20 protein-coding genes are annotated in these 18,762 nt (G+C 64.0%); 8 read left to right on the forward strand and 12 right to left on the reverse strand.

All coding sequences use genetic code 11. The features are described from left to right. Positions 1–46: 46 nt before the first annotated feature. From F6S12_RS17655 to cysK, 4 genes are all read right to left on the reverse strand, one after another. On the reverse strand, positions 47–424 hold the full coding sequence (locus tag F6S12_RS17655) for a hypothetical protein (RefSeq protein ID WP_053156843.1): 378 nt from the start codon (positions 422–424) through the stop codon (positions 47–49). 348 nt (positions 425–772) lie between these two features. After that, positions 773–1,636, reverse strand: coding sequence for a DMT family transporter (locus tag F6S12_RS17660; protein WP_019093320.1), 864 nt, complete (start codon positions 1,634–1,636; stop codon positions 773–775). Between the two features lie 354 nt (positions 1,637–1,990). Continuing rightward, complete coding sequence (locus F6S12_RS17665; protein ID WP_053149623.1) at positions 1,991–2,929, reverse strand: aspartyl/asparaginyl beta-hydroxylase domain-containing protein; 939 nt, start codon at positions 2,927–2,929, stop codon at positions 1,991–1,993. Between the two features lie 226 nt (positions 2,930–3,155). Further along, positions 3,156–4,130 carry a cysteine synthase A gene (gene cysK, locus F6S12_RS17670; protein ID WP_315869153.1) on the reverse strand — a complete coding sequence of 325 codons (975 nt, stop codon included), beginning with the start codon at positions 4,128–4,130 and terminating at the stop codon, positions 3,156–3,158. Positions 4,131–4,378: 248 nt separating this feature from the next. Here cysK and F6S12_RS17675 point away from each other — a divergent pair, with 248 nt between their 5' ends. The 3 genes from F6S12_RS17675 (at position 4,379) to F6S12_RS17685 (ending at position 7,635) form a co-directional block, all read left to right on the forward strand. Further along, positions 4,379–5,455, forward strand: a complete 1,077-nt coding sequence (locus tag F6S12_RS17675; RefSeq protein ID WP_123473802.1) for a DUF748 domain-containing protein — start codon at positions 4,379–4,381, stop codon at positions 5,453–5,455. A 143-nt stretch (positions 5,456–5,598) separates the two neighbouring features. Further along, positions 5,599–6,444 carry an AAA family ATPase gene (locus F6S12_RS17680; RefSeq protein ID WP_011059855.1) on the forward strand — a complete coding sequence of 282 codons (846 nt, stop codon included), beginning with the start codon at positions 5,599–5,601 and terminating at the stop codon, positions 6,442–6,444. 12 nt (positions 6,445–6,456) lie between these two features. Next, the gene (locus F6S12_RS17685; protein ID WP_011059854.1) at positions 6,457–7,635 is read left to right on the forward strand and encodes a vWA domain-containing protein; all 1,179 of its coding nucleotides are present in this window, start codon (positions 6,457–6,459) and stop codon (positions 7,633–7,635) included. Between the two features lie 71 nt (positions 7,636–7,706). Here F6S12_RS17685 and F6S12_RS17690 read toward each other — a convergent pair whose 3' ends face one another. The 4 genes from F6S12_RS17690 to F6S12_RS17705 all read right to left on the reverse strand — a co-directional run bounded on the left by F6S12_RS17690 (position 7,707) and on the right by F6S12_RS17705 (position 11,430). Further along, positions 7,707–8,624 carry a biotin-dependent carboxyltransferase family protein gene (locus F6S12_RS17690; protein ID WP_123473803.1) on the reverse strand — a complete coding sequence of 306 codons (918 nt, stop codon included), beginning with the start codon at positions 8,622–8,624 and terminating at the stop codon, positions 7,707–7,709. Then, positions 8,621–9,325, reverse strand: coding sequence for a 5-oxoprolinase subunit PxpB (pxpB, locus tag F6S12_RS17695; protein ID WP_011059852.1), 705 nt, complete (start codon positions 9,323–9,325; stop codon positions 8,621–8,623). The genes F6S12_RS17690 and pxpB overlap by 4 nt, the downstream gene beginning before the upstream one ends. Then, positions 9,322–10,074, reverse strand: a complete 753-nt coding sequence (locus F6S12_RS17700) for a 5-oxoprolinase subunit PxpA (protein ID WP_053149614.1) — start codon at positions 10,072–10,074, stop codon at positions 9,322–9,324. The genes pxpB and F6S12_RS17700 overlap by 4 nt, the downstream gene beginning before the upstream one ends. A gap of 72 nt (positions 10,075–10,146) precedes the next feature. After that, on the reverse strand, positions 10,147–11,430 hold the full coding sequence (locus F6S12_RS17705; protein WP_011059850.1) for an MFS transporter: 1,284 nt from the start codon (positions 11,428–11,430) through the stop codon (positions 10,147–10,149). 137 nt (positions 11,431–11,567) lie between these two features. Between F6S12_RS17705 and F6S12_RS17710 the strand changes: the two genes are divergently transcribed. Beyond that, positions 11,568–12,488: a LysR family transcriptional regulator gene (locus tag F6S12_RS17710; RefSeq protein ID WP_315869154.1), complete on the forward strand. Its 921-nt coding sequence runs from the start codon at positions 11,568–11,570 to the stop codon at positions 12,486–12,488. 108 nt (positions 12,489–12,596) lie between these two features. Here F6S12_RS17710 and F6S12_RS17715 read toward each other — a convergent pair whose 3' ends face one another. From F6S12_RS17715 to F6S12_RS17725, 3 genes are read right to left on the reverse strand one after another with little or no spacing between them, the layout of a single operon-like run. Beyond that, entirely contained in the window at positions 12,597–13,139 is a 543-nt protein-coding gene (locus F6S12_RS17715; RefSeq protein ID WP_011059848.1) for a DUF2937 family protein, read from the reverse strand. A 10-nt stretch (positions 13,140–13,149) separates the two neighbouring features. Further along, on the reverse strand, positions 13,150–13,926 hold the full coding sequence (locus F6S12_RS17720) for a class II glutamine amidotransferase (protein ID WP_015634553.1): 777 nt from the start codon (positions 13,924–13,926) through the stop codon (positions 13,150–13,152). Between the two features lie 33 nt (positions 13,927–13,959). Continuing rightward, positions 13,960–14,457, reverse strand: a complete 498-nt coding sequence (locus tag F6S12_RS17725; protein ID WP_011059846.1) for a hypothetical protein — start codon at positions 14,455–14,457, stop codon at positions 13,960–13,962. Between the two features lie 100 nt (positions 14,458–14,557). Between F6S12_RS17725 and F6S12_RS17730 the strand changes: the two genes are divergently transcribed. Continuing rightward, complete coding sequence (locus tag F6S12_RS17730) at positions 14,558–16,612, forward strand: S9 family peptidase (protein ID WP_053149609.1); 2,055 nt, start codon at positions 14,558–14,560, stop codon at positions 16,610–16,612. Positions 16,613–16,714: 102 nt separating this feature from the next. Continuing rightward, positions 16,715–17,188, forward strand: coding sequence for a cyclic nucleotide-binding domain-containing protein (locus F6S12_RS17735; protein WP_053149607.1), 474 nt, complete (start codon positions 16,715–16,717; stop codon positions 17,186–17,188). A 30-nt stretch (positions 17,189–17,218) separates the two neighbouring features. Here the strand turns inward: F6S12_RS17735 and F6S12_RS17740 are convergent, their stop codons facing one another. Continuing rightward, complete coding sequence (locus F6S12_RS17740; RefSeq protein ID WP_011059843.1) at positions 17,219–17,530, reverse strand: hypothetical protein; 312 nt, start codon at positions 17,528–17,530, stop codon at positions 17,219–17,221. A gap of 75 nt (positions 17,531–17,605) precedes the next feature. On the opposite strand from F6S12_RS17740, the gene F6S12_RS17745 reads away from it, so the two are divergent. Beyond that, positions 17,606–18,292 (forward strand): spermidine synthase, encoded by a 687-nt coding sequence (locus F6S12_RS17745; RefSeq protein WP_265577984.1) that lies wholly within the window; start codon positions 17,606–17,608, stop codon positions 18,290–18,292. Between the two features lie 49 nt (positions 18,293–18,341). Then, positions 18,342–18,719 (forward strand): YajD family HNH nuclease, encoded by a 378-nt coding sequence (locus tag F6S12_RS17750; protein ID WP_011059841.1) that lies wholly within the window; start codon positions 18,342–18,344, stop codon positions 18,717–18,719. Positions 18,720–18,762: the final 43 nt, after the last annotated feature.

Genomic DNA, 18,762 nt, shown 5'->3' on the forward strand with positions numbered 1-18,762 from the left:
CCTCAGCTTGGCGTGCTATGGCCAGAGGCTGCCGACGGCTGCGGCTTCAAGGAACACTCAGGGTGATCAGGTAGGCGCCCGAGGTCACGGCCTTGCCTGCCTGGTCGATAACGGCATAGTGCTGGTCGTAATAGCGCCCCTCGCGCCCGCTGTCGGCCAGGAGCTTGACCTTGACTACGGAGTTTCCCGGGCCGCTGGCGCTGGCCAGCGGGCCGACCCGCCGAACGTCAATGGATCCCCCGCGCGAGCCCTGAGGGCACTGCCGCAAGTTCAGCCCATCGCTGGCAGCATTGGAGGTGCAGTTGGACTCTACGATCTTGCCGTAGAAACGGATGATGCCTTGCCCTGAGGGAGTGGCGGCAAGGCAACTGCCCGATAGCCCAAGGAACAGACTCAAAGCAGTGGAAGCAAGCGCTACGTTCATCCTGACTCTCCTTGTGTGTAAGGACTGTATCGTCAGTCTAGGTACGGGCTTTAGATTTTGAGAAAAGTCTGATGGACTGTTTGGAAGCATTAGAAAAGAAGTCCAATCAACTGGTTATCAAAATCACCTGCAAGCGTTGCTCAGGCGACTCTTCGAGCTGCCTCACGCGGCGCTGAAGCCCTGTCCCAATGCTGTTGGCGAGTACCTTTTCGACAATGATGCCATATGGCCACCATTCGACATAAAAGTCGACCCTTCATGCCATAAATAGGGAAAACAACCGACCGGGCATTGCACCCGGCCGGTGTCGTCAGCGACGGCGCGCAGAGCTCACGCCGCCCAGGGCGGTCAAGGCTGCTTGCGGAACACGAACACCAGCCCGACGATGATCAGGCCCATGCCCACCAGGCTCAGCAGCCCCAGGCGGTTGCCGAAGAACAGGTAGTCCATCAGCGCGGTCACCGCGGGCACCAGGTAGAACAGGCTGGTGACATTCACCAGGTTGCCCTGGGCAATCAGCCGATACAGCAACAGCGTGGCCAGCACCGACACCACCAGCCCCATCCACAGCAGTGGAATCACGAAACCTGCGCTGTGCTCGAAGTGAAACGGCTGGAACGGCACGAACAGCGCGCACAGCAGCAGCCCTGCCAGGTACTGCACCGGCAGCGTGCCCAGGGGATTGTCGGTGATGCGTTTCTGCATGATCGAACCGGCGGTCATGCTGACCAGGGCCAGCAGCCCGCACAGCATGCCGGTGATGGACATCCCCGCCAGGCCGATGCTCTGGTAGACCACCATCACCAGCCCGGCCAGCCCCAGGCTCAGGCCAAACAGCCGGCTCCAGGAGCGCTGGCGCTCCATCAGCACCACCGTGAGGATCGGCTGCACCCCCATGATGGTGGCCATGACCCCGGGGGTCACCTTCAGGTCCAGGGCCAGGATGTAGAAGATCTGGTAGGCCCCCAGCAGCACCAGGCCGGTGGCCACGGCAAAGCCCATGGCCCGGCGCCCCCGGGGCAACCTGAGCTTGAGCAGGGGCGCCAGCAGCATCAGGCCGATCAGGGCAATGACGAAGCGCAGCAGCAGGAAGGCAAAGGGTGAAGCGTGGGCCAGGCCCCATTTGGAGAAGATGGCGCCACTGCTCCACAGCAGGACGAACAGGCTCGTGGAAGCGGCCGCGAGCGCGGACTTTTTTGAAATGAGCAACATGAAAACCACCTGTAATCAGGCAAGAAGCCAATTCAGCCGAGGCTGAAGTTCAGTAGTGTTTTTTTCAGGCGGGCGCAGGGAACAGCAGCGGTTGCTGATCAGCCCGAGAAGCCAACGCCCGGCGGTGATACGACTGCGTACACCGGCGTGCTACTGACAGGTGGGGGGTAATGACCGATCTGCACAGGCTGCTGATTCCCGCACGGCACGACGCCAGCGTTGACCGCTGAAACCACTACCGCGTTGAGGAGGGAAAAGGCCATGTACTGATGGTTCTCGAGAGAGGAAAAACCTGAGCCGCTGTGGACTCATCGGACGCCGAATATAACCAGCGCCCGATATTCATTGCAAGATTTATCCGAACAGCCACTTCCACAGGACTACCAGCACCACCACGGCCAGCACCGGGCGCAGGATGCGGTACAGCTGGGGATGGCGGCGCTTCCACTGCTTGACCACGCCACTGAAGCTGTCGCTGAAGCGCTTGCTCCAGGCGTAGGCCTGGTTGATCCCGCCGACACGCTCGTCGTCCAGGTTCTGCGGCGCGGTGGCGCGGCCCAGTTGGGCGCTGACCCAACGGTTGATGCGGGTCATCAGGCGGCTGCTCAGCGGACGCTCGATGTCGCAGAACAGGATCACCCGGGTGATCTCGGTTTCGTTCTTCACCCAATGCACGTAGGTCTCGTCGAACATCACGTCTTCACCGTCGCGCCAGGCGTACTCCTGGCCATCGACGAAGATCCGGCAGGCGTCGGAGTTGGGGGTCGACAGGCCCAGGTGATAACGCAGCGAACCGGCGAAGGGATCGCGGTGCGGGTTGAGGTGGCTGCCACCGGGCAACAGCGCGAACATCGCGCCCTTGACGTTGGGGATCGCGCTCACCAGCTCGACGGTCTTCGGGCACAGGGCCTCGGCCGAGGGCAGCGGCTTGTCGTACCACTTGAGGTAGAAGCGCTTCCAGCCCTTCTTGAAGAAGGAACCGAAACCGGCATCGTTGTTCTTCTCGGCGGCGCGGATGTAACCCTCGTCGAACAGGTGCATGGCCTCTTCGCGGATCACTTCCCAGTTGTCCCGCAGGATGTCCAGCTCGGGAAACTTGCTGCGGTCCAGGTACGGCTTGGAAGGCACCCCGGAGAACAGGTACATCAGGGCGTTATAGGGGGCGAACAGCGCCGAATGGTTGACGAACTGGCGCAGTACCGGCAGACGCGCCTTGCCGCGCAGGTGCACGTAGAGAATGCTGCCGACGAACAGCGACAACACCGCGACCTTGGCGGTAAAGGAAAAGCTCATGCAACGACTCCTTGGAAATAGGCACCTGTAGGGGGAGCGTTCACCCGACCTGGCAGCCGGCAATGATAAACACTCCTGGGCCCTGGAAAAACCCGCACAACCCAACATTCAGCGTTAACGGTTATGCAACAAAGGCGTTAAGTAGCATAAGCAGCCAGGCCCTGGCCTGATATGGGTCAGCATTCGCCGGCAAGCCGGCTCCTGCGGGCGAATGCCTGATCCGTGCTTACTGCTGGTTTTCCTGCTCGGTGAACAGGTCGCTGAAGAGCATGCTCGACAGGTAGCGCTCACCGGAGTCCGGCAGGATCACCACGATGGTCTTGCCCTGCATTTCCGGGGTTTCCGCCAGGCGTACCGCCACCGCCATCGCCGCGCCGCAGGAGATGCCGCAGAGGATGCCCTCTTCCTGCATCAGCCGCAGGGCCATGGCCTTGGACTCTTCATCGGTCACCAGCTCCACCCGGTCGACCATCGCCAGATCCAGGTTCCTGGGCACGAAACCGGCGCCGATGCCCTGGATCTTGTGGGGGCTGGGCTTGATCTCTTCACCGGCGAGTTTCTGGGTGATCACCGGAGAAGTCGCCGGCTCCACCGCCACCGAGAGAATCGGCTTGCCCTGGGTCTTCTTGATGTAGCGCGACACACCGCTGATGGTACCCCCTGTGCCAACCCCGGCCACCAGCACGTCCACCGCGCCGTCGGTATCGTTCCAGATTTCCGGACCGGTGGTCTTTTCGTGGATCGCCGGGTTGGCCGGGTTATCGAACTGCTGCGGCATGAAGTACCTGGCCGGGTCGCTGGCAATGATTTCCGCCGCCTTTTCGATCGCCCCCTTCATGCCCTTGGCCGGCTCGGTGAGCACCAGCTCGGCGCCCAGGGCCTTGAGCACCTTGCGCCGCTCGATGCTCATGGACGCCGGCATGGTCAGCATCAGCTTGTAGCCACGGGCGGCGGCGACGAAGGCCAGGCCGATCCCGGTGTTGCCCGACGTGGGCTCGACGATGGTCATGCCCGGCTTGAGCTTGCCGCTGCTTTCGGCGTCCCAGATCATGTTCGCGCCGATCCGGCACTTCACCGAATAGCCCGGGTTGCGCCCTTCGATCTTGGCCAGGATGGTCACCCCGCGCGGGGCGATGCGGTTGATCTGCACCAAGGGCGTATTGCCGATGGAATGGGCGTTATCAGCAAAAATTCGGCTCATGGCTGGGTCCTTATGCAGCAGTGAAGAAGTCCCCAAGGGTATGCCTGGCGCCCTTGAGCGTCCAGTCGCGCAACACCCGGGCCAGCCGGGCCGGTCGCGCCTATGCAAGAGACACATCAGCGACGCCGAGTTCATGGCCCGGCTCCTGCGTTCCCCGAACCTGCGCCCCAGGCCACCCCGGGAACATTGACTCGAACGTCTGCCAACGGACGCAGTCAATGCCTGTATACGGCTGGAGGCTGCTGATCATGAAAGCTCGTTACCGTTGGCCCCTGTGGGTCCTGGCAAGCCTGGTGGTGCTGCTGGTGGCCCTGCATATCGCCCTGCCCTACCTGGTGCGCGACTACTTGAACGACAAGCTGGCGGACATGGGCGACTACCGCGGACGCATCAGCGACATCGACCTGGCCCTGTGGCGCGGCGCCTACCGCATCAATGGCCTGGAGATCGTCAAGGTCAGCGGCAAGGTGCCGGTGCCCTTCGTCAAGGCGCCGCTGATCGACCTCTCGGTGAGCTGGCATTCGCTGTGGTACGACCACGCGGTAGTGGCCAAGGTGCAGTTCATCCAGCCGGAGCTGAACTTCGTCGACGGCGGGGCCGACAAGCAGGCATCGCAGACCGGTGAGGGCACCGACTGGCGGGCCCAACTGGGCAAGCTGCTGCCCATCACCCTCGACGAAGTGCGGATCGATGACGGCAAGATCCACTTTCGCAACTTCAGCTCCAAGCCGCCGGTGAACATCGGCGCGACCCAGGTCAACGCCAGCTTCTACAACCTGACCAACGTGGTGGACACCCAGGGCAAGCGCGATGCGCGCTTCGACGGCAAGGCCCTGCTCCAGGGCCAGGCGCCCATGGAAAGCACCGCCACCTTCGACCCCTTGAGCAACTTCGAGAACTTCGAGTTCCGCCTGCGGGCCCGGGATATCGAGCTCAAGCGCTTCAACGACTTCGCCTCGGCCTACGGCAAGTTCGACTTCAATGCCGGGCACGGTGACGTGGTGATCGAAGCCCAGGCCGAGAAGGGCCAGTTGCACGGCTATATCAAGCCGCTGTTGCGGGACGTGGAAGTCTTCAACTGGCAGCAGGACGTGGAGAACCGCAACAAGAGCATTTTCCGCTCGGTGTGGGAGGCCCTGGTGGGCGCCGGGGAAACCCTCCTGAAGAACCAGCGCAAGAACCAGTTCGCCACCCGGGTCGAGCTCAGTGGCAGCGTGCACCAGCAAGATATCAGCGCGTTCCAGGCGTTTTTGCAGATATTGCGCAACGGTTTCATCCAGGCCTTCAATGCCCGCTACGAGCAGCCCAAGCCGTCGCCTGACTGAGTCACCCCGTGACGCTCCATTCAGAGACTGAATGGGGCGTCCACGTTCACAGTCGACCGGGCAGCGCGTTATAGTCGCGCCATCACTCCCCATTCAATCGACCTGCCCCGGGCAGCTCGCCGTCACCGTTCGAGGAATTGCAGATGAAGTTCGAAGGCACCAGCGCATATGTCGCCACCGATGACCTGAAGCTGGCAGTCAATGCCGCCATCACCCTGGAGCGTCCGCTGCTGGTCAAGGGCGAACCCGGCACCGGCAAGACCATGCTTGCCGAGCAACTGGCCGAATCCTTCGGCGCCAAGCTGATCACCTGGCACATCAAGTCCACCACCAAGGCCCACCAGGGCCTGTACGAGTACGACGCGGTCAGCCGCCTGCGCGATTCGCAACTGGGCGTGGACAAGGTGCACGACATTCGCAACTACCTGAAGAAGGGCAAGCTGTGGGAGGCCTTCGAATCCGAGGAGCGGGTGATCCTGCTGATCGACGAGATCGACAAGGCCGACATCGAGTTCCCCAACGACCTGCTGCAGGAACTCGACAAGATGGAGTTCTACGTCTACGAGATCGACGAGACCATCAAGGCCAAGCAGCGGCCGATCATCATCATTACCTCCAACAACGAGAAAGAGCTGCCGGACGCCTTCCTGCGTCGCTGCTTCTTCCACTACATCGCCTTCCCCGACCGCACCACCCTGCAGAAGATCGTCGATGTGCACTACCCGGACATCAAGAAGGACCTGGTCAGCGAAGCCCTGGACGTGTTCTTCGATGTGCGCAAAGTGCCGGGCCTGAAGAAGAAGCCCTCGACCTCGGAACTGGTGGACTGGCTCAAGCTGCTGATGGCCGACAACATCGGCGAAGCGGTGCTGCGCGAGCGCGATCCGACCAAGGCCATCCCGCCCCTGGCCGGCGCCCTGGTGAAGAACGAGCAGGATGTGCAATTGCTCGAACGCCTGGCGTTCATGAGCCGTCGCGGTAGTCGTTAAGAGGCTGATGCCATGCTGCTCAACCTGTTCAATGAAATGCGCGCGGCCAAGGTGCCGGTGTCGGTGCGCGAGCTGCTGGACCTGATCAACGCGCTCAAGCAGCGCGTGACCTTCGCCGACATGGACGAGTTCTACTACCTCGCCCGGGCGATCCTGGTGAAGGACGAACGGCATTTCGACAAGTTCGACCGGGCCTTCGGCGCCTACTTCAACGGCCTGGAAAAACTCGACGACCACCTGCAGGCGCTGATCCCCGAGGATTGGCTGCGCAAGGAGTTCGAGCGCTCGCTGACGGATGAAGAGCGGGCGCAGATCCAGTCCCTGGGCGGCCTGGACAAGCTCATCGAAGAGTTCAAGAAACGCCTGGAAGAACAGAAGGAACGCCATGCCGGCGGCAACAAGTGGATCGGCACCGGCGGCACCAGCCCGTTCGGCTCCGGTGGCTTCAACCCGGAAGGCATCCGCGTCGGCGATGCCGGCAAGCGCCAGGGCAAGGCGGTGAAAGTCTGGGACCAGCGCGAGTACAAGAACCTCGACGACTCGGTGGAACTGGGCACCCGCAACATCAAGGTGGCCCTGCGCCGGCTGCGCAAGTTCGCGCGCCAGGGTGCGGCGGAGGAGCTGGACATCGACGGCACCATCGACCACACCGCCCGGGATGCCGGGCTGCTGAACATCCAGATGCGCCCGGAACGGCGCAACAGCATCAAGTTGCTGTTGCTGTTCGACATCGGCGGTTCCATGGATGCCCACGTGAAGATCTGCGAGGAACTGTTCTCGGCCTGCAAGACCGAGTTCAAGCACCTGGAGTACTACTACTTCCACAACTTCATCTATGAGTCGGTGTGGAAGAACAACATGCGCCGCGGCTCCGAGCGCACCTCGACCCAGGACCTGCTGCACAAGTACGGCGCCGACTACAAAGTGATCTTCGTCGGGGATGCCGCCATGGCGCCCTATGAAATCACCCAGGCCGGCGGCAGCGTGGAGCACTGGAACGAAGAAGCCGGCTACGTGTGGATGCAGCGCTTCATGGAGAAGTACAAGAAGCTCATCTGGATCAACCCTTATCCCAAGGACACCTGGGGCTACACCGCTTCGACCAATATCGTTCGCGAGTTGATCGAAGACCAGATGTACCCACTGACCCTGCGTGGCCTGGAAGAAGGCATGCGCTTCCTGTCCAAATAAACCCGTTCGCCGGCAAGCCGGCTCCTACAGGGCGATGTAGGAGCCGGCTTGCCGGCGAAGCTTTCAGCCCCTCACTGGAACCGGCGCAGGAACGCCACCTGCTGCCGATGCGCCGTTTCCTGTACCACCGGCGCCAGGCGCACTTCGCTGCCCGGCAGGCACTGCGCCAACCGCGCCAGGGACAGCGGGGTCAACGCCCCCAGCCGTGGATAGCCGCCAATGGTCTGCCGGTCATTGAGCAGGATGATCGGCTGGCCGTCCGGCGGCACCTGGATCGCCCCCAGGGGAATGCCCTCGGAAATCATCGGCCGGCCCTGGTACTGCAAGACCGGCCCGAGCAAGCGCGCGCCCATGCGGTCGGCCCGGCTGTCCAGGCTCCAACTGCTATTGAAGGCATCGAACAGGCTCAAACCGCTGAACTGGCCGATCTGCGCCCCCAGGATCACCTCCAGCGGTGCAGCGGATTGCCAATCCGGCAGTTGCTCCGCCGACAGGCTCTTGAGCGCACCGCCAGTTCCCGAATAACTCAACACCCCACCCTCGCTCAGGGCGCGGCCATAACCATCGGGGCCACCCAGGGCTTCACGCAACACGCTGGCGCAACTGCCCAACACCTTGGGCGCGTCGAAACCGCCAGGGGCGGCCAGATAGGCCCGGGCCCCAGAAAATGGCTGGGTGAATCGCAGCCGCTGGCCCTTTTGCAGGATGAAACTGCGCCCCGGGGTCAAAGGCCGCTCATCCACATAGGCCCCAAGATCAGCCCCGGCCAAAGCCAGCAGGCAATAGTCCTCGGCCTGCAGGGTGAAACCGCCCAGGGTGATTTCCACCACCGGCGCATCCAGGGCATTGCCCAGCAGCCAGTTGGCCCAGGACATCGACACCCAGTCCAGCGCCCCGCCCTGGGTCACGCCCAGGTGGCGCACGCCAAAGCGCCCGGCATCCTGCAGCAGGCACAGCGGGGTGCTGGCCTCGATCGTCAGTCGGCTCATGCCGGCACCTCCAGTGGCGTGTCATCGCCCCCCAGGCGCAGGAACTCGGCCCGCTCCACTGGGGCAAAGCGCACCCGGTCCCCCGGTTGCATCAGGCTGTAGCCGTCGCGCTCGCGATCGAACAACCGGCTCGGGGTGCGGCCGATCAGGTTCCAGCCCCCCGGCGATACCACCGGGTAAGCCGCGGTCTGCCGTTCGGCGATCCCCACACTGCCCGCCGCCACCCGCTTGCGCGGGGTGTTCAGCCGCGGCGCCGCGAGCGCCTCCTCCACCAGCCCCATGAAGGCAAACCCGGGAGCGAAGCCCAGGGCAAACACTTGATACTCACGCTGGCTGTGACGCTCGATCACCTCGGCCACCGACAGCCCGCTGCGCCGGGACAACAGCACCAGTTCCGGCCCGACACTGAGGTCGTACCACACCGGCAGCACGTGCTCGCGCCCGGCCTGGGTGGTGCCGGGCGCCAGGTCGGTCAAGGCGACCTCGATCCGCTGCCGGGCCTCGGACGGGCTCAGGGCCAGCAAATCGTAATGCACCATCAGCGTGGTATAGGACGGCACCAGATCGACCAGAGACTCGCCGAAGGCCCGCCGCAGCCCTTCGGCGGCGGCCAGCATCCAGGGCATGTTGTCCTCGGCGATCACCTCGAACAGCCGCACCATCAGGCAGTCGATGGCAACTACTTCAACCTGTGGCTTCATAGGCCGGACTGCTGGTTCAGGGCCTCGCGAATGCGCTGCACCGCCGCCACCGAACTGGCGTTGTCGCCATGCACGCACAGTGTATTGGCGTGCAGCAGCAAGGCGCTGCCGTCGCTGGCGGCCAGGGGCTCGCCGCGGGCGATGGTCAGGGCCTGCTGGAGGATGGTTTGCGCGTCATGGTGCACCGCCCCCGGCAACTGCCGCGACACCAGATGCCCGGCGTTGTCGTAGGCGCGGTCGGCAAAGGCTTCGAACCACAGGGTCACGCCGTACTCATCGCCCAGGGCCTGGGCCGCGCTGTTGTCGCGGGTGGCCATGAGCATCAGCGGCAGTTGCGGGTCGTAGGCTGCCACGGCCTGGATCACCGCCCGCAGTTGCGCAGGCTTGGCCATCATGTCGTTGTACATCGCGCCGTGGGGTTTGACGTACTCGACCCGGCCGCCCTGGGCTTGGCAGATGCCGTCCAGCGCACCGATCTGATAGTGCAGCAGGTCCTGGATTTCCTCGGGCGAGTAGCTCATGGAGCGGCGGCCAAAGCCTGCCAGGTCCTGGTACGCCGGATGCGCACCGATGCGCACGCCATTGGCCAGGGCCAGGGCCACGGTCTTGCGCATGATGCCCGGGTCACCGGCGTGGAAACCGCAGGCGATGTTGGCGCAGTCGATAAAGGGCATGACTTCGGCATCCAGGCCCAGGGTCCAGTTGCCAAAGCTTTCGCCGATGTCGCAATTCAATAACAGGCGGCTCATGGTCAGTGTTCCTGTGTTTTTTATAAGGGGTCAGCTGCGGGGCAGCGCTGGCAATGCCCGGCAGATTATCAGTTAGCGTGCCTCAAGTTCCTTGCCGCGGGTTTCCGGCAGGCTCAGCGCTGCCAGCACCACCACGCCGTAGGACACCGCGGCAAAGGTGCCGATGGCCGCGCCCAGCGGCACATGCTGGCTGAGCAGGCCGATCAGCAGGGGGAACAGCGCCGCCAGCGCCCGGCCGCTGTTGTAGCAGAAACCCTGGCCGGAACCGCGGATGCGGGTGGGGAACAGTTCGGTGAGGAACGCTCCCATGCCGCTGAAGATGCCCGAGGCGAAAAAGCCCAGGGGAAAGCCCAGCCAGAGCATCACCGCGTTGCTCACCGGCATTTGCGTATAGAGCAGGACGATGGTGAAAGAGCCGGCGGCGAACAGTACGAAGTTCTTCTTGCGCCCGAGAATATCGGTCAGGTAGGCGCTGATCACATAGCCCATGTAAGAGCCGAAGATCACCATGGCCAGGTAGCCGCCGGTGCTCAGCACGCTCAGGCCGCGCTCGGTCTTGAGGAAGGTCGGCAGCCAGAAAGTGATGGCGTAGTAGCCGCCCTGGGCCCCCGCCGCCAACAGCGATGCGCGCAGGGTGGTGCTGAGGATCCCCGGGGCGAAGATCTCGTAGAACCGGGCCGGGTTGCTGGGCTCTTCCCGGGCCCGGGTTTGGCGATAGACCTCAGGGTCCTTGACCAGGCGGCGGACGAAAATCACGAAGATCGCCGGCAGGATGCCCAGCAGGAACAGCCCGCGCCAGGCGTCTTCCGGCGGCAGCAGGGAGAACAGCAGCGCATATAGCAACGCCGTTATGCCCCAGCCCAGGGCCCAGCCGGACTGCACCATGCCCACCGCCTTGCCACGGTTCTTGGCACGGATCACCTCGCCGATCAGTACCGCCCCGGCGGTCCACTCGCCACCGAAGCCGAAGCCCATCAGGGTCCGGGCGATCAGCAACTGCTCGTAGTTCTGCGCCAGGCCACACAAAAAGGTAAAGAATGCGAACCACAGGACCGTGAGTTGCAACGTGCGCACCCGGCCAATGCGGTCGGAGAGGATCCCGGCGATCCAGCCTCCCAGGGCGGAGGCCAGCAAGGTACTGGTATGGATCAGCCCGGCTTCGGCGGAGGTGATGCCCCACAGTGCGATCAGGGTCGGGATCACGAAACTGAGCATCTGCGTGTCCATGCCATCCAGGCCATAACCGAGCTTGCAGCTCCAGAATGTCCGGCGCTCCTGCTGGTTGATGTCCCGGTACCAGTCAAACGGGCCGGCGCGGCGCGGGGCCTTGGCGGCCAGTGTTTCGGGCGCACTCATGGCGATCTCCAGGGTAATTTATTGGTGTTGTTCTGGGCCCCGACGACGCATATCGTGGGTTGGCGCATTCTTCGGCTCGAGCGCCAACTGCGTCCAACTAATAAAAACTGCCCTTATGCATAAGAAAAGTTGATCCCATGAACCTCAAGTTCCTCGAAACCTTCGTCTGGGTCGCGCGGCTGAAGAGCTTCAGCCACACCGCGGAAAAACTCTTTACCACCCAGGCGGCGATCTCCAGCCGCATCGCGGTGCTGGAGGGCGAGCTGGGCGTGAAGCTGCTCCTGCGCGACTCCCGGGGCGTCAGCCTGACCCCGGAAGGCGTCAAGGTGCTGGAGCACGCCGAGCAGATGCTCGACACCCTGCAGGTGCTGAAACAGTCCATCCAAGCGCCGTCGAGCAAGGTCGGGCGGGTTCGCATCGGGGTCATGGATACGGTGATCCACACCTGGCTCAGCCCCCTGGTGGCAGAGATGATGGACCACTACCCGCAGGTGGAAATCGAGCTGGTGGCCGACACCTCACTGAACCTGTGCGAACAGTTGCAAAAGGGCTTTCTGGACCTGGTGCTGCAAACCGACCTGCTGCGCCAGGAAAGCATCCGCAGCCTGGAACTGGCCAGCTATCCCATGGGCTGGATCGCCGCCAGCAACTCGATCTACAACCGCGACTACGCCAACGTCGCCGAGCTGGCCCGGGAACGGATCGTCACCTACTCGAAGAACTCCCTGCCCCACCAGCAGGTGCTGAGCCTGATGCAGGCCAACGGCGTGCTGGCGCCGCGGCTCAACTGCGTCAACTCGGTGTCGGCCATCACCCGCCTGCTGCGGGACGGCTTCGGCATCGGCGCCCTGCCGCCGGTGCTGGTGCGCGAGGAACTGGCCCGGGGCGAACTGACCCTGCTGGCCATCGAACAGCGCCCGCCGAACCTGCAAGTGGTGGTGTCGTGGCGGGTGGGAGTGGAATTGGTGGAGGACATAGTCGAGCTGTGCCAGCGCGTGGTGCAGCGCTATGGGCAGAAGGTCGGCGCGGATTACCTGGTGCTCAGCGAACCCCAGTGAACATCGCCATCGCCCCCCTCGTAGGAGCTGGCTTGCCAGCGAAGGCGATCTTCAGTCAGGCGCAAGCCACGCGGCCCCCTTCGCCGGCAAGCCGGCTCCTACAGGGGGTCAGAGGCCTTTGAGGTCGCGCTCTTCAATCGGGCGGCTCTGGCGCAGGCGCTTGCCGCCCAGCACTACCCAGTCGATCAGCCGGTACAGGCATTCCAGGCCGAAGGACAGCAGCAAGGCGCCACTGATACCCCAGATCATGGCTTCCGGGGTCAGCAGGATCTGGTAGCTGTAGCCGTCCCAGGTTTCCTTGCGGATTTCCGGGTCGGGGGCCAGGGCCACTTGCAGCAGGCGGATGTACCAGGGCCCCTGCATCGCCTGGTATTGCTTGTCCAGGGCCAGCTGGCGGCTGAGCAAGCCGCTCAGGCTCTCGGCATCGCTGCGAAACACCGGATCGTCGCTGGCCCGGTAATGGGCCACCAGGGCGTTCATGTCGCCCTTGAAGAATTGCTGCGCGGTGCCCTGGAAGCCCTGCAGGCTGTGCTGCGACTCGATCAAATGCGCCTCGACGCGCTTGGCGTAATCACTGATGAAACCCGGCACTTGCACACCGATCAACAGGCCGGCGGCGAACAGCACCAGCCGCAGATAACTGAGCAACATAGGGATGTCCTTATTCGGTCTGGCCATGGCTGACGCATTCACCGCGCCGCCACAGGCTCCACTGGCCCGGCTGGTAGCGGGTCCAGGTTTCGTTTTCGGTCAAGGGTTCAGTGGCGATCACCGTGACCACGTCGTTGGGCGTGGTTTCGGCCTGGAAGTCGACGATCACATCCACATCCTTCAGCCGCGCCGGGCCGAATGGGGCGCGCCGGGTGATCTGCGCCAGTTTGGTCGAGCAATAGCAGAACAGCCAGTCACCGTCGCTGAGCAGGCCGTTGAACACGCCCTTGCTGCGGTATTCGCTGCAGGCCTGGATCAGGATCGGCAGCAGTTCCTCGATTTCCACCGGCTCGGGAAAGGCGGCCCGCACCCGGTTCAGCAGGTCACAGAAAGCCGCTTCGCTGTCGGTATCGCCCACCGGGCGGTAGAAGCTGGCCTGGGGCTGGAAATCCGCCAACTGGCCATTGTGCGCAAAGCACCAGTTGCGGCCCCACAGCTCGCGGACAAAAGGATGAGTGTTGGCCAGGCAGACCTTGCCGACGTTGGCCTGGCGGATATGGCCGATCACCACTTCGCTCTTGATCGGGTAACGCTGAACCAGGTTGGCCACTTCCGACTCGCTGCTGGCCGCCGGGTCCTGGAACAGGCGCAGGCCGCGGCCTTCATAGAAAGCGATGCCCCAGCCGTCGCGATGGGGGCCGGTGCGGCCGCCGCGCTGCATCAGCCCGGTAAAGCTGAAGACGATATCGGTCGGTACATTGGCGCTCATGCCCAACAACTCACACATGCTCGGACTCTCGCTTCAATGCCGGGGGCAGCGTTACAAACGCGGTTCGACCCGCGTATTCAGGGGGGTGCCGGCTGCAGGCTGGCGGCCGTAACGGTCATTGCCGGCGCCACCGAAGGGCTGGTCATCCTCCACTTCGGCAGCCTTGGCGGCAGCTTTCGCCGCTTCGTTGCGTTCCCGGCGCTCCCTGGCCGCGCGCTCGATGGGCCAGCGGATCAGCACGAACAGCAGGTAGACGCCAAAAGCGATCATGCCGTACATGAACAGGTCGGATACCGCACGCCAGGCGTTGTTGCCGACCTTGAAGGCTATATCCAGGGCGGTGATGGCCACGGCCGGGGCAAATTTTTCCTTGACCGGGTCGATGATGGTCGGGCTGAACAGCAGCACCGCCACCAGCACTCGCAGCGGTTCGCGCAGCCAGCGCCACATCCAGCGGGTCAGGCGCATCCACACCAGCAGGCAGCCCAAGGCGGCGAAGGCATAGAGCCCCCAGGCGATCAGATAGTCGTTCTCGGTCATGGTGTCCATGGCAAGGCAGGCAAAGAGGCGCTTATGATAACGACTTTTGCCGTGTCAGGCTGCACCGCCGTCTGCCCAGCCCTCATTTGTCATCGCCCGAGAGCCACCCATGCCCTTAACCGCCAACGACAGCAGCGCCCCGATTGCCCACAAGGCCGAAGGCGCTGACCCGTATGCCTGGCTGCAGGAACGCGACACCGACGCGGTGCTCGATTACCTGAAGGCTGAAAACAGCTACCTGGACGCCCAGTTGGCGCATCAGGGGCCCCTGCGTGAAACGCTGTTCCAGGAGATCAAGGGGCGGATCCTCGAAACCGACCTGTCCCTGCCCTCGCCCTGGGGCCCGTACCTGTACTACACCCGCACCACCGCCGGCGACGAATACGCCCGCCACTACCGCTGCCCGCGCCCGGCGGACGACAGCCTGACGGTGGACGAAAGCCGCGAGCAACTGCTGCTGGACCCCAACGCCCTGGCCAATGGCGGCTTCTTCTCCCTCGGGGCCTTCAGCATCAGCCCCGACCACCAGCGCCTGGCCTACAGCCTCGACACCACTGGGGAGGAAATCTACACCCTGTTCGTCAAGGAGCTGGCCAGCGACAAAGTCAGCGAGCTGTCCTTCGACAACTGCGACGGCAGCATGACCTGGGCCAACGACAGCCTGACCCTGTTCTTCGGCGAGCTGGACGATACCCACCGCCCGCACAAGCTGTTGCGCTACCGGCTGGATGGCACCGCCGCCGAGGAAGTGTTCCACGAGCCGGACGGACGCTTCTTCCTGCATTGCTACCGTTCCAGCTCCGAACGCCAACTGCTGCTGTCCCTGGGCAGCAAGACCACCGGCGAGACCTGGGCCCTGGACGCCACGCAGCCACAGCTGCCGTTCACTTGCCTGGCGCCGCGGGTCGAAGGCCATGAATACGATGTCGACCACGGCCTGCTGGACGGCCAATGGACCTGGTTCATCCGCAGCAACCGCGACGGCATCAACTTCGCTCTCTACCAGGCCGCGGACAACGGCGTGATCCCCGAGCAGGACGACTGGCAACTGCTGGTGCCGCACAACCCCGAAGTGATGCTCGACGGTGTAACCCTCAACGCCGCAGCCATGACCCTGAGCCTGCGCGAAGGCGGCCTGCCGATCATCGAAGTGCACCCCCGGGACCTGCCGATGTACCGCGTGCAACTGCCGGATGCGGCCTACAGCCTGCACGTGCAGAACAGCCTGGAGTTTTCCAGCGAGCGCATCCGCCTGCGCTACGAGGCCCTGAACCGCCCGGCCCAGGTGCGCCAGCTGCAACTGGCCGACGGCCAGCAGCAGGTGCTGAAGGAAACCCCGGTACTGGGCCCGTTCGACCCCGAGGCCTACGTCAGCCAGCGCCTCTGGGCCACCGCCGCCGACGGCACCCAAGTGCCCATCAGCCTGGTGGTCAAGCGCGACTGCCTGGGCCAGCCGACGCCGCTGTACCTCTACGGCTACGGTGCCTACGGCGAAAGCCTGGACCCCTGGTTCTCCCACGCCCGCCTGAGCCTGCTCGATCGCGGCGTGGCCTTTGCCATCGCCCACGTGCGCGGCGGCGGCGAGCTGGGTGAGGCCTGGTACCGCGCCGGCAAGCAGGAACACAAGCAGAACACCTTCAGCGACTTCATCGCCTGCGCCGAACACCTGATCGCCCAGGGCCTGACCAGCGCCCAGCAGTTGGCCATCAGTGGCGGCAGCGCCGGCGGCCTGCTGATCGGCGCGGTACTCAACCAGCGCCCCGAGCTGTTCAAGGTCGCCATCGCCGAAGTGCCCTTCGTCGATGTGCTCAACACCATGCTCGACCCGGAGCTGCCGCTGACCGTCACCGAATACGACGAATGGGGCAACCCCGAGGAGCCCGAGGTCTACGCACGGATCAAGGCCTACGCGCCCTACGAGAACGTGCGCGCCCAGGCCTACCCTGCGCTCCTGGTGATCGCTGGCTACAACGACAGCCGCGTGCAGTACTGGGAAGCGGCCAAATGGGTGGCCAGGTTGCGGGCCACCAGGACCGACGGCAACCCGCTGCTGCTCAAGACCGAACTGGGGGCCGGCCATGGCGGCATGAGCGGGCGTTACCAGGGATTACGTGACGTAGCCCTCGAATACGCCTTTATCCTGAACATTCTGGGCCTGGCCTGAGGAACTCCCGGCGGCGTACCTGTCTTAACCCAGAACGCCGCCGGCAACCGCCGGACCGGGCCTGCGCCCGTGCAACAGACACAAGAAAAAGACCGTGATCCCATGTCCGAACCCACCTTACTGAACAACGAGATCCGCGACTGGCTGATGGACTGCGGCCTGTTCGACCAGTTGTTGCCCGCCGACTTCATCGCTGCGGCCGGCTACTTCAGCATCAGCAGCATCGCCGAGGGCGAAGCGATCTTTCATGAGGGCGATGCCGGCAGCTTCATGTGCATCATCCACAGCGGCCAGGTAGCTGTGCAAAAGCGCAACCACGACGGCCAGCCCCTGACCATCGCTACCCTGCGCAGCGGCCGGGCCTTTGGCGAAATGGCGGTGCTCGATGGCGAGCGACGTTCGGCTACCTGCGTGGCCGCCAGCCATTGCCAGTTGCTCAACCTGGGCAAGGACTCCCTGGAGAAGATGCTCAACGATGCGCCAAAGATCGCCGCCAAGATCATCCGCGCCCTGGCCGTGTCGCTGTCAAAGCGGCTGCGCATGGCCGACGGCCAGTTGCTCGCGCAGCAAATCTGAGCCCCGGGGTACCCTCGCCCGCTACATCCATCAACCCTGAACCTTGGGTTTGCTGTCGTTCTGCTCCAGCCCGGGCAGGGTCTGGTCCTTGGGCGGCTTGGGCATGTCGATCGGCGGCAGCAGGGGCGCGCTGCCACTGCTGCCGGCTTTCGGCGTGCTGGGCGGGGTGACTTGCGGATAAGGCGTAGGGGTCGCGGTGCCCGGGGTGCCGAGGGTCGGCGCCGGGGTCACCACCGGGGCGCTTTGCGGCTCGTCGGCCAAAGCCGGGCCGGCACCAAGCGCCAGGGCTGCGGTGAGGGCGAGCGCCGCTTGGGCAATCACCGTTAGAATAGTGCGCTTCATCAATGGCTCCATTGCTATTGTCTGGCGTCAGGCTACTCCCAACCGGGGCGTTTTGCCTTCCTCAATGAGATCTCCATGAAACGTTTCGTACTGCTGGACACTACTGCGATTCCTGAAAACGGCGGTGCCTTGTGCCTGTTCGAATACGGTGAGGATTTCGTCATCAAGATCCAGGGCGGCGACGGCGGCCAGTTGATGAACACACGCATGCACGGTTCCGAGGACGCCCTGGCGCAGATCCCTTGCAGCAAGGTCGCCGGGCGCCCGAACTCACGGGTGCTGATCGGCGGCCTGGGCATGGGCTTCACCCTGGCCGCTGCTCTCAAGCACCTGGGCCAGAGCGCCGAGGTGGTGGTCGCCGAGCTGGTGCCCGGGGTGGTGGAATGGAACCGTGGCCCGCTCGGCGAAAAGTCCGGCCGGCCGCTGCTGGACCCGCGCACGGTGATCCGCCTGGAAGACGTGGCCAAGGTCCTGCAGGCCGAGCCCCAGGGCTTCGACGCGATCATGCTCGACGTCGACAACGGCCCCGAAGGCCTGACCCAGAAAGCCAACAGCTGGCTCTACTCCAGCGCCGGCCTGGCCGCCTGCGCCCGGGCCCTGCGGCCCAAGGGCATTCTTGCGGTGTGGTCGGCCAGCGCCGACCGGCAGTTCTCCGAGCGCCTGCGCAAGGCCGGCTTCAAGGCCGAGGAAGTGCAGGTCTTCGCCCATGGCAATCGCGGCACCCGGCACACCATCTGGATTGCCGAGAAGCTCAAGGCCTGAGCTAAACTTTGTCCATTACCGTCATTAGTCCTTCTACAAAGGTGAACCCATGAGTTCGTCCACTCCCCCGTCCAACACCGCCAAGCTGGACCGTATCCTTGCCGACGCCCAGCGCGACCGGGAAATGGGCTACCGCGACAAGGCACTGAAGATGTACCCCCATGTCTGCGGCCGCTGCGCCCGGGAGTTCTCCGGCAAGCGCCTGAGCGAGTTGACCGTGCACCACCGCGATCACAACCACGACAACAACCCCCAGGACGGTTCCAACTGGGAACTCTTGTGCCTGTACTGCCACGATAACGAGCACTCGCGCTACACCGACCAGCAGTACTTCGGCGAAGGCTCCCTGAGCACCCCGAAAGTCGCCAAGGCGACCCACAACCCGTTCGCCGCCCTGGCCGGGTTGATGAAGAAAGACCCGGAGTAAGCACCAGCCGCCGGGCATATTGTGGCGAGCGAGCGTGCTCCCG

Source organism: Pseudomonas sp. JV245A, assembly GCF_032424515.1.
Classification (GTDB): Bacteria; Pseudomonadota; Gammaproteobacteria; order Pseudomonadales; family Pseudomonadaceae; genus Aquipseudomonas; species Aquipseudomonas protegens.

Excerpts from the sequence above, each read along its gene's own strand:
- pxpB (WP_011059852.1), bottom strand. The coding sequence starts at position 9,325 with ATGAAGCCACAGGTTGAAGTAGTTGCCATCGACTGCCTGATGGTGCGG.
- F6S12_RS17685 (WP_011059854.1), top strand. The coding sequence starts at position 6,457 with ATGCTGCTCAACCTGTTCAATGAAATGCGCGCGGCCAAGGTGCCGGTG.
- F6S12_RS17655 (WP_053156843.1), bottom strand. The coding sequence starts at position 424 with ATGAACGTAGCGCTTGCTTCCACTGCTTTGAGTCTGTTCCTTGGGCTA.
- F6S12_RS17750 (WP_011059841.1), top strand. The coding sequence starts at position 18,342 with ATGAGTTCGTCCACTCCCCCGTCCAACACCGCCAAGCTGGACCGTATC.
- F6S12_RS17715 (WP_011059848.1), bottom strand. The coding sequence starts at position 13,139 with ATGTTGCTCAGTTATCTGCGGCTGGTGCTGTTCGCCGCCGGCCTGTTG.
- F6S12_RS17735 (WP_053149607.1), top strand. The coding sequence starts at position 16,715 with ATGTCCGAACCCACCTTACTGAACAACGAGATCCGCGACTGGCTGATG.
- F6S12_RS17660 (WP_019093320.1), bottom strand. The coding sequence starts at position 1,636 with ATGTTGCTCATTTCAAAAAAGTCCGCGCTCGCGGCCGCTTCCACGAGC.
- F6S12_RS17680 (WP_011059855.1), top strand. The coding sequence starts at position 5,599 with ATGAAGTTCGAAGGCACCAGCGCATATGTCGCCACCGATGACCTGAAG.
- F6S12_RS17705 (WP_011059850.1), bottom strand. The coding sequence starts at position 11,430 with ATGAGTGCGCCCGAAACACTGGCCGCCAAGGCCCCGCGCCGCGCCGGC.
- cysK (WP_315869153.1), bottom strand. The coding sequence starts at position 4,130 with ATGAGCCGAATTTTTGCTGATAACGCCCATTCCATCGGCAATACGCCC.
- F6S12_RS17690 (WP_123473803.1), bottom strand. The coding sequence starts at position 8,624 with ATGAGCCGACTGACGATCGAGGCCAGCACCCCGCTGTGCCTGCTGCAG.
- F6S12_RS17675 (WP_123473802.1), top strand. The coding sequence starts at position 4,379 with ATGAAAGCTCGTTACCGTTGGCCCCTGTGGGTCCTGGCAAGCCTGGTG.
- F6S12_RS17745 (WP_265577984.1), top strand. The coding sequence starts at position 17,606 with ATGAAACGTTTCGTACTGCTGGACACTACTGCGATTCCTGAAAACGGC.
- F6S12_RS17725 (WP_011059846.1), bottom strand. The coding sequence starts at position 14,457 with ATGGACACCATGACCGAGAACGACTATCTGATCGCCTGGGGGCTCTAT.
- F6S12_RS17700 (WP_053149614.1), bottom strand. The coding sequence starts at position 10,074 with ATGAGCCGCCTGTTATTGAATTGCGACATCGGCGAAAGCTTTGGCAAC.
- F6S12_RS17665 (WP_053149623.1), bottom strand. The coding sequence starts at position 2,929 with ATGAGCTTTTCCTTTACCGCCAAGGTCGCGGTGTTGTCGCTGTTCGTC.
- F6S12_RS17720 (WP_015634553.1), bottom strand. The coding sequence starts at position 13,926 with ATGTGTGAGTTGTTGGGCATGAGCGCCAATGTACCGACCGATATCGTC.
- F6S12_RS17730 (WP_053149609.1), top strand. The coding sequence starts at position 14,558 with ATGCCCTTAACCGCCAACGACAGCAGCGCCCCGATTGCCCACAAGGCC.
- F6S12_RS17710 (WP_315869154.1), top strand. The coding sequence starts at position 11,568 with ATGAACCTCAAGTTCCTCGAAACCTTCGTCTGGGTCGCGCGGCTGAAG.
- F6S12_RS17740 (WP_011059843.1), bottom strand. The coding sequence starts at position 17,530 with ATGAAGCGCACTATTCTAACGGTGATTGCCCAAGCGGCGCTCGCCCTC.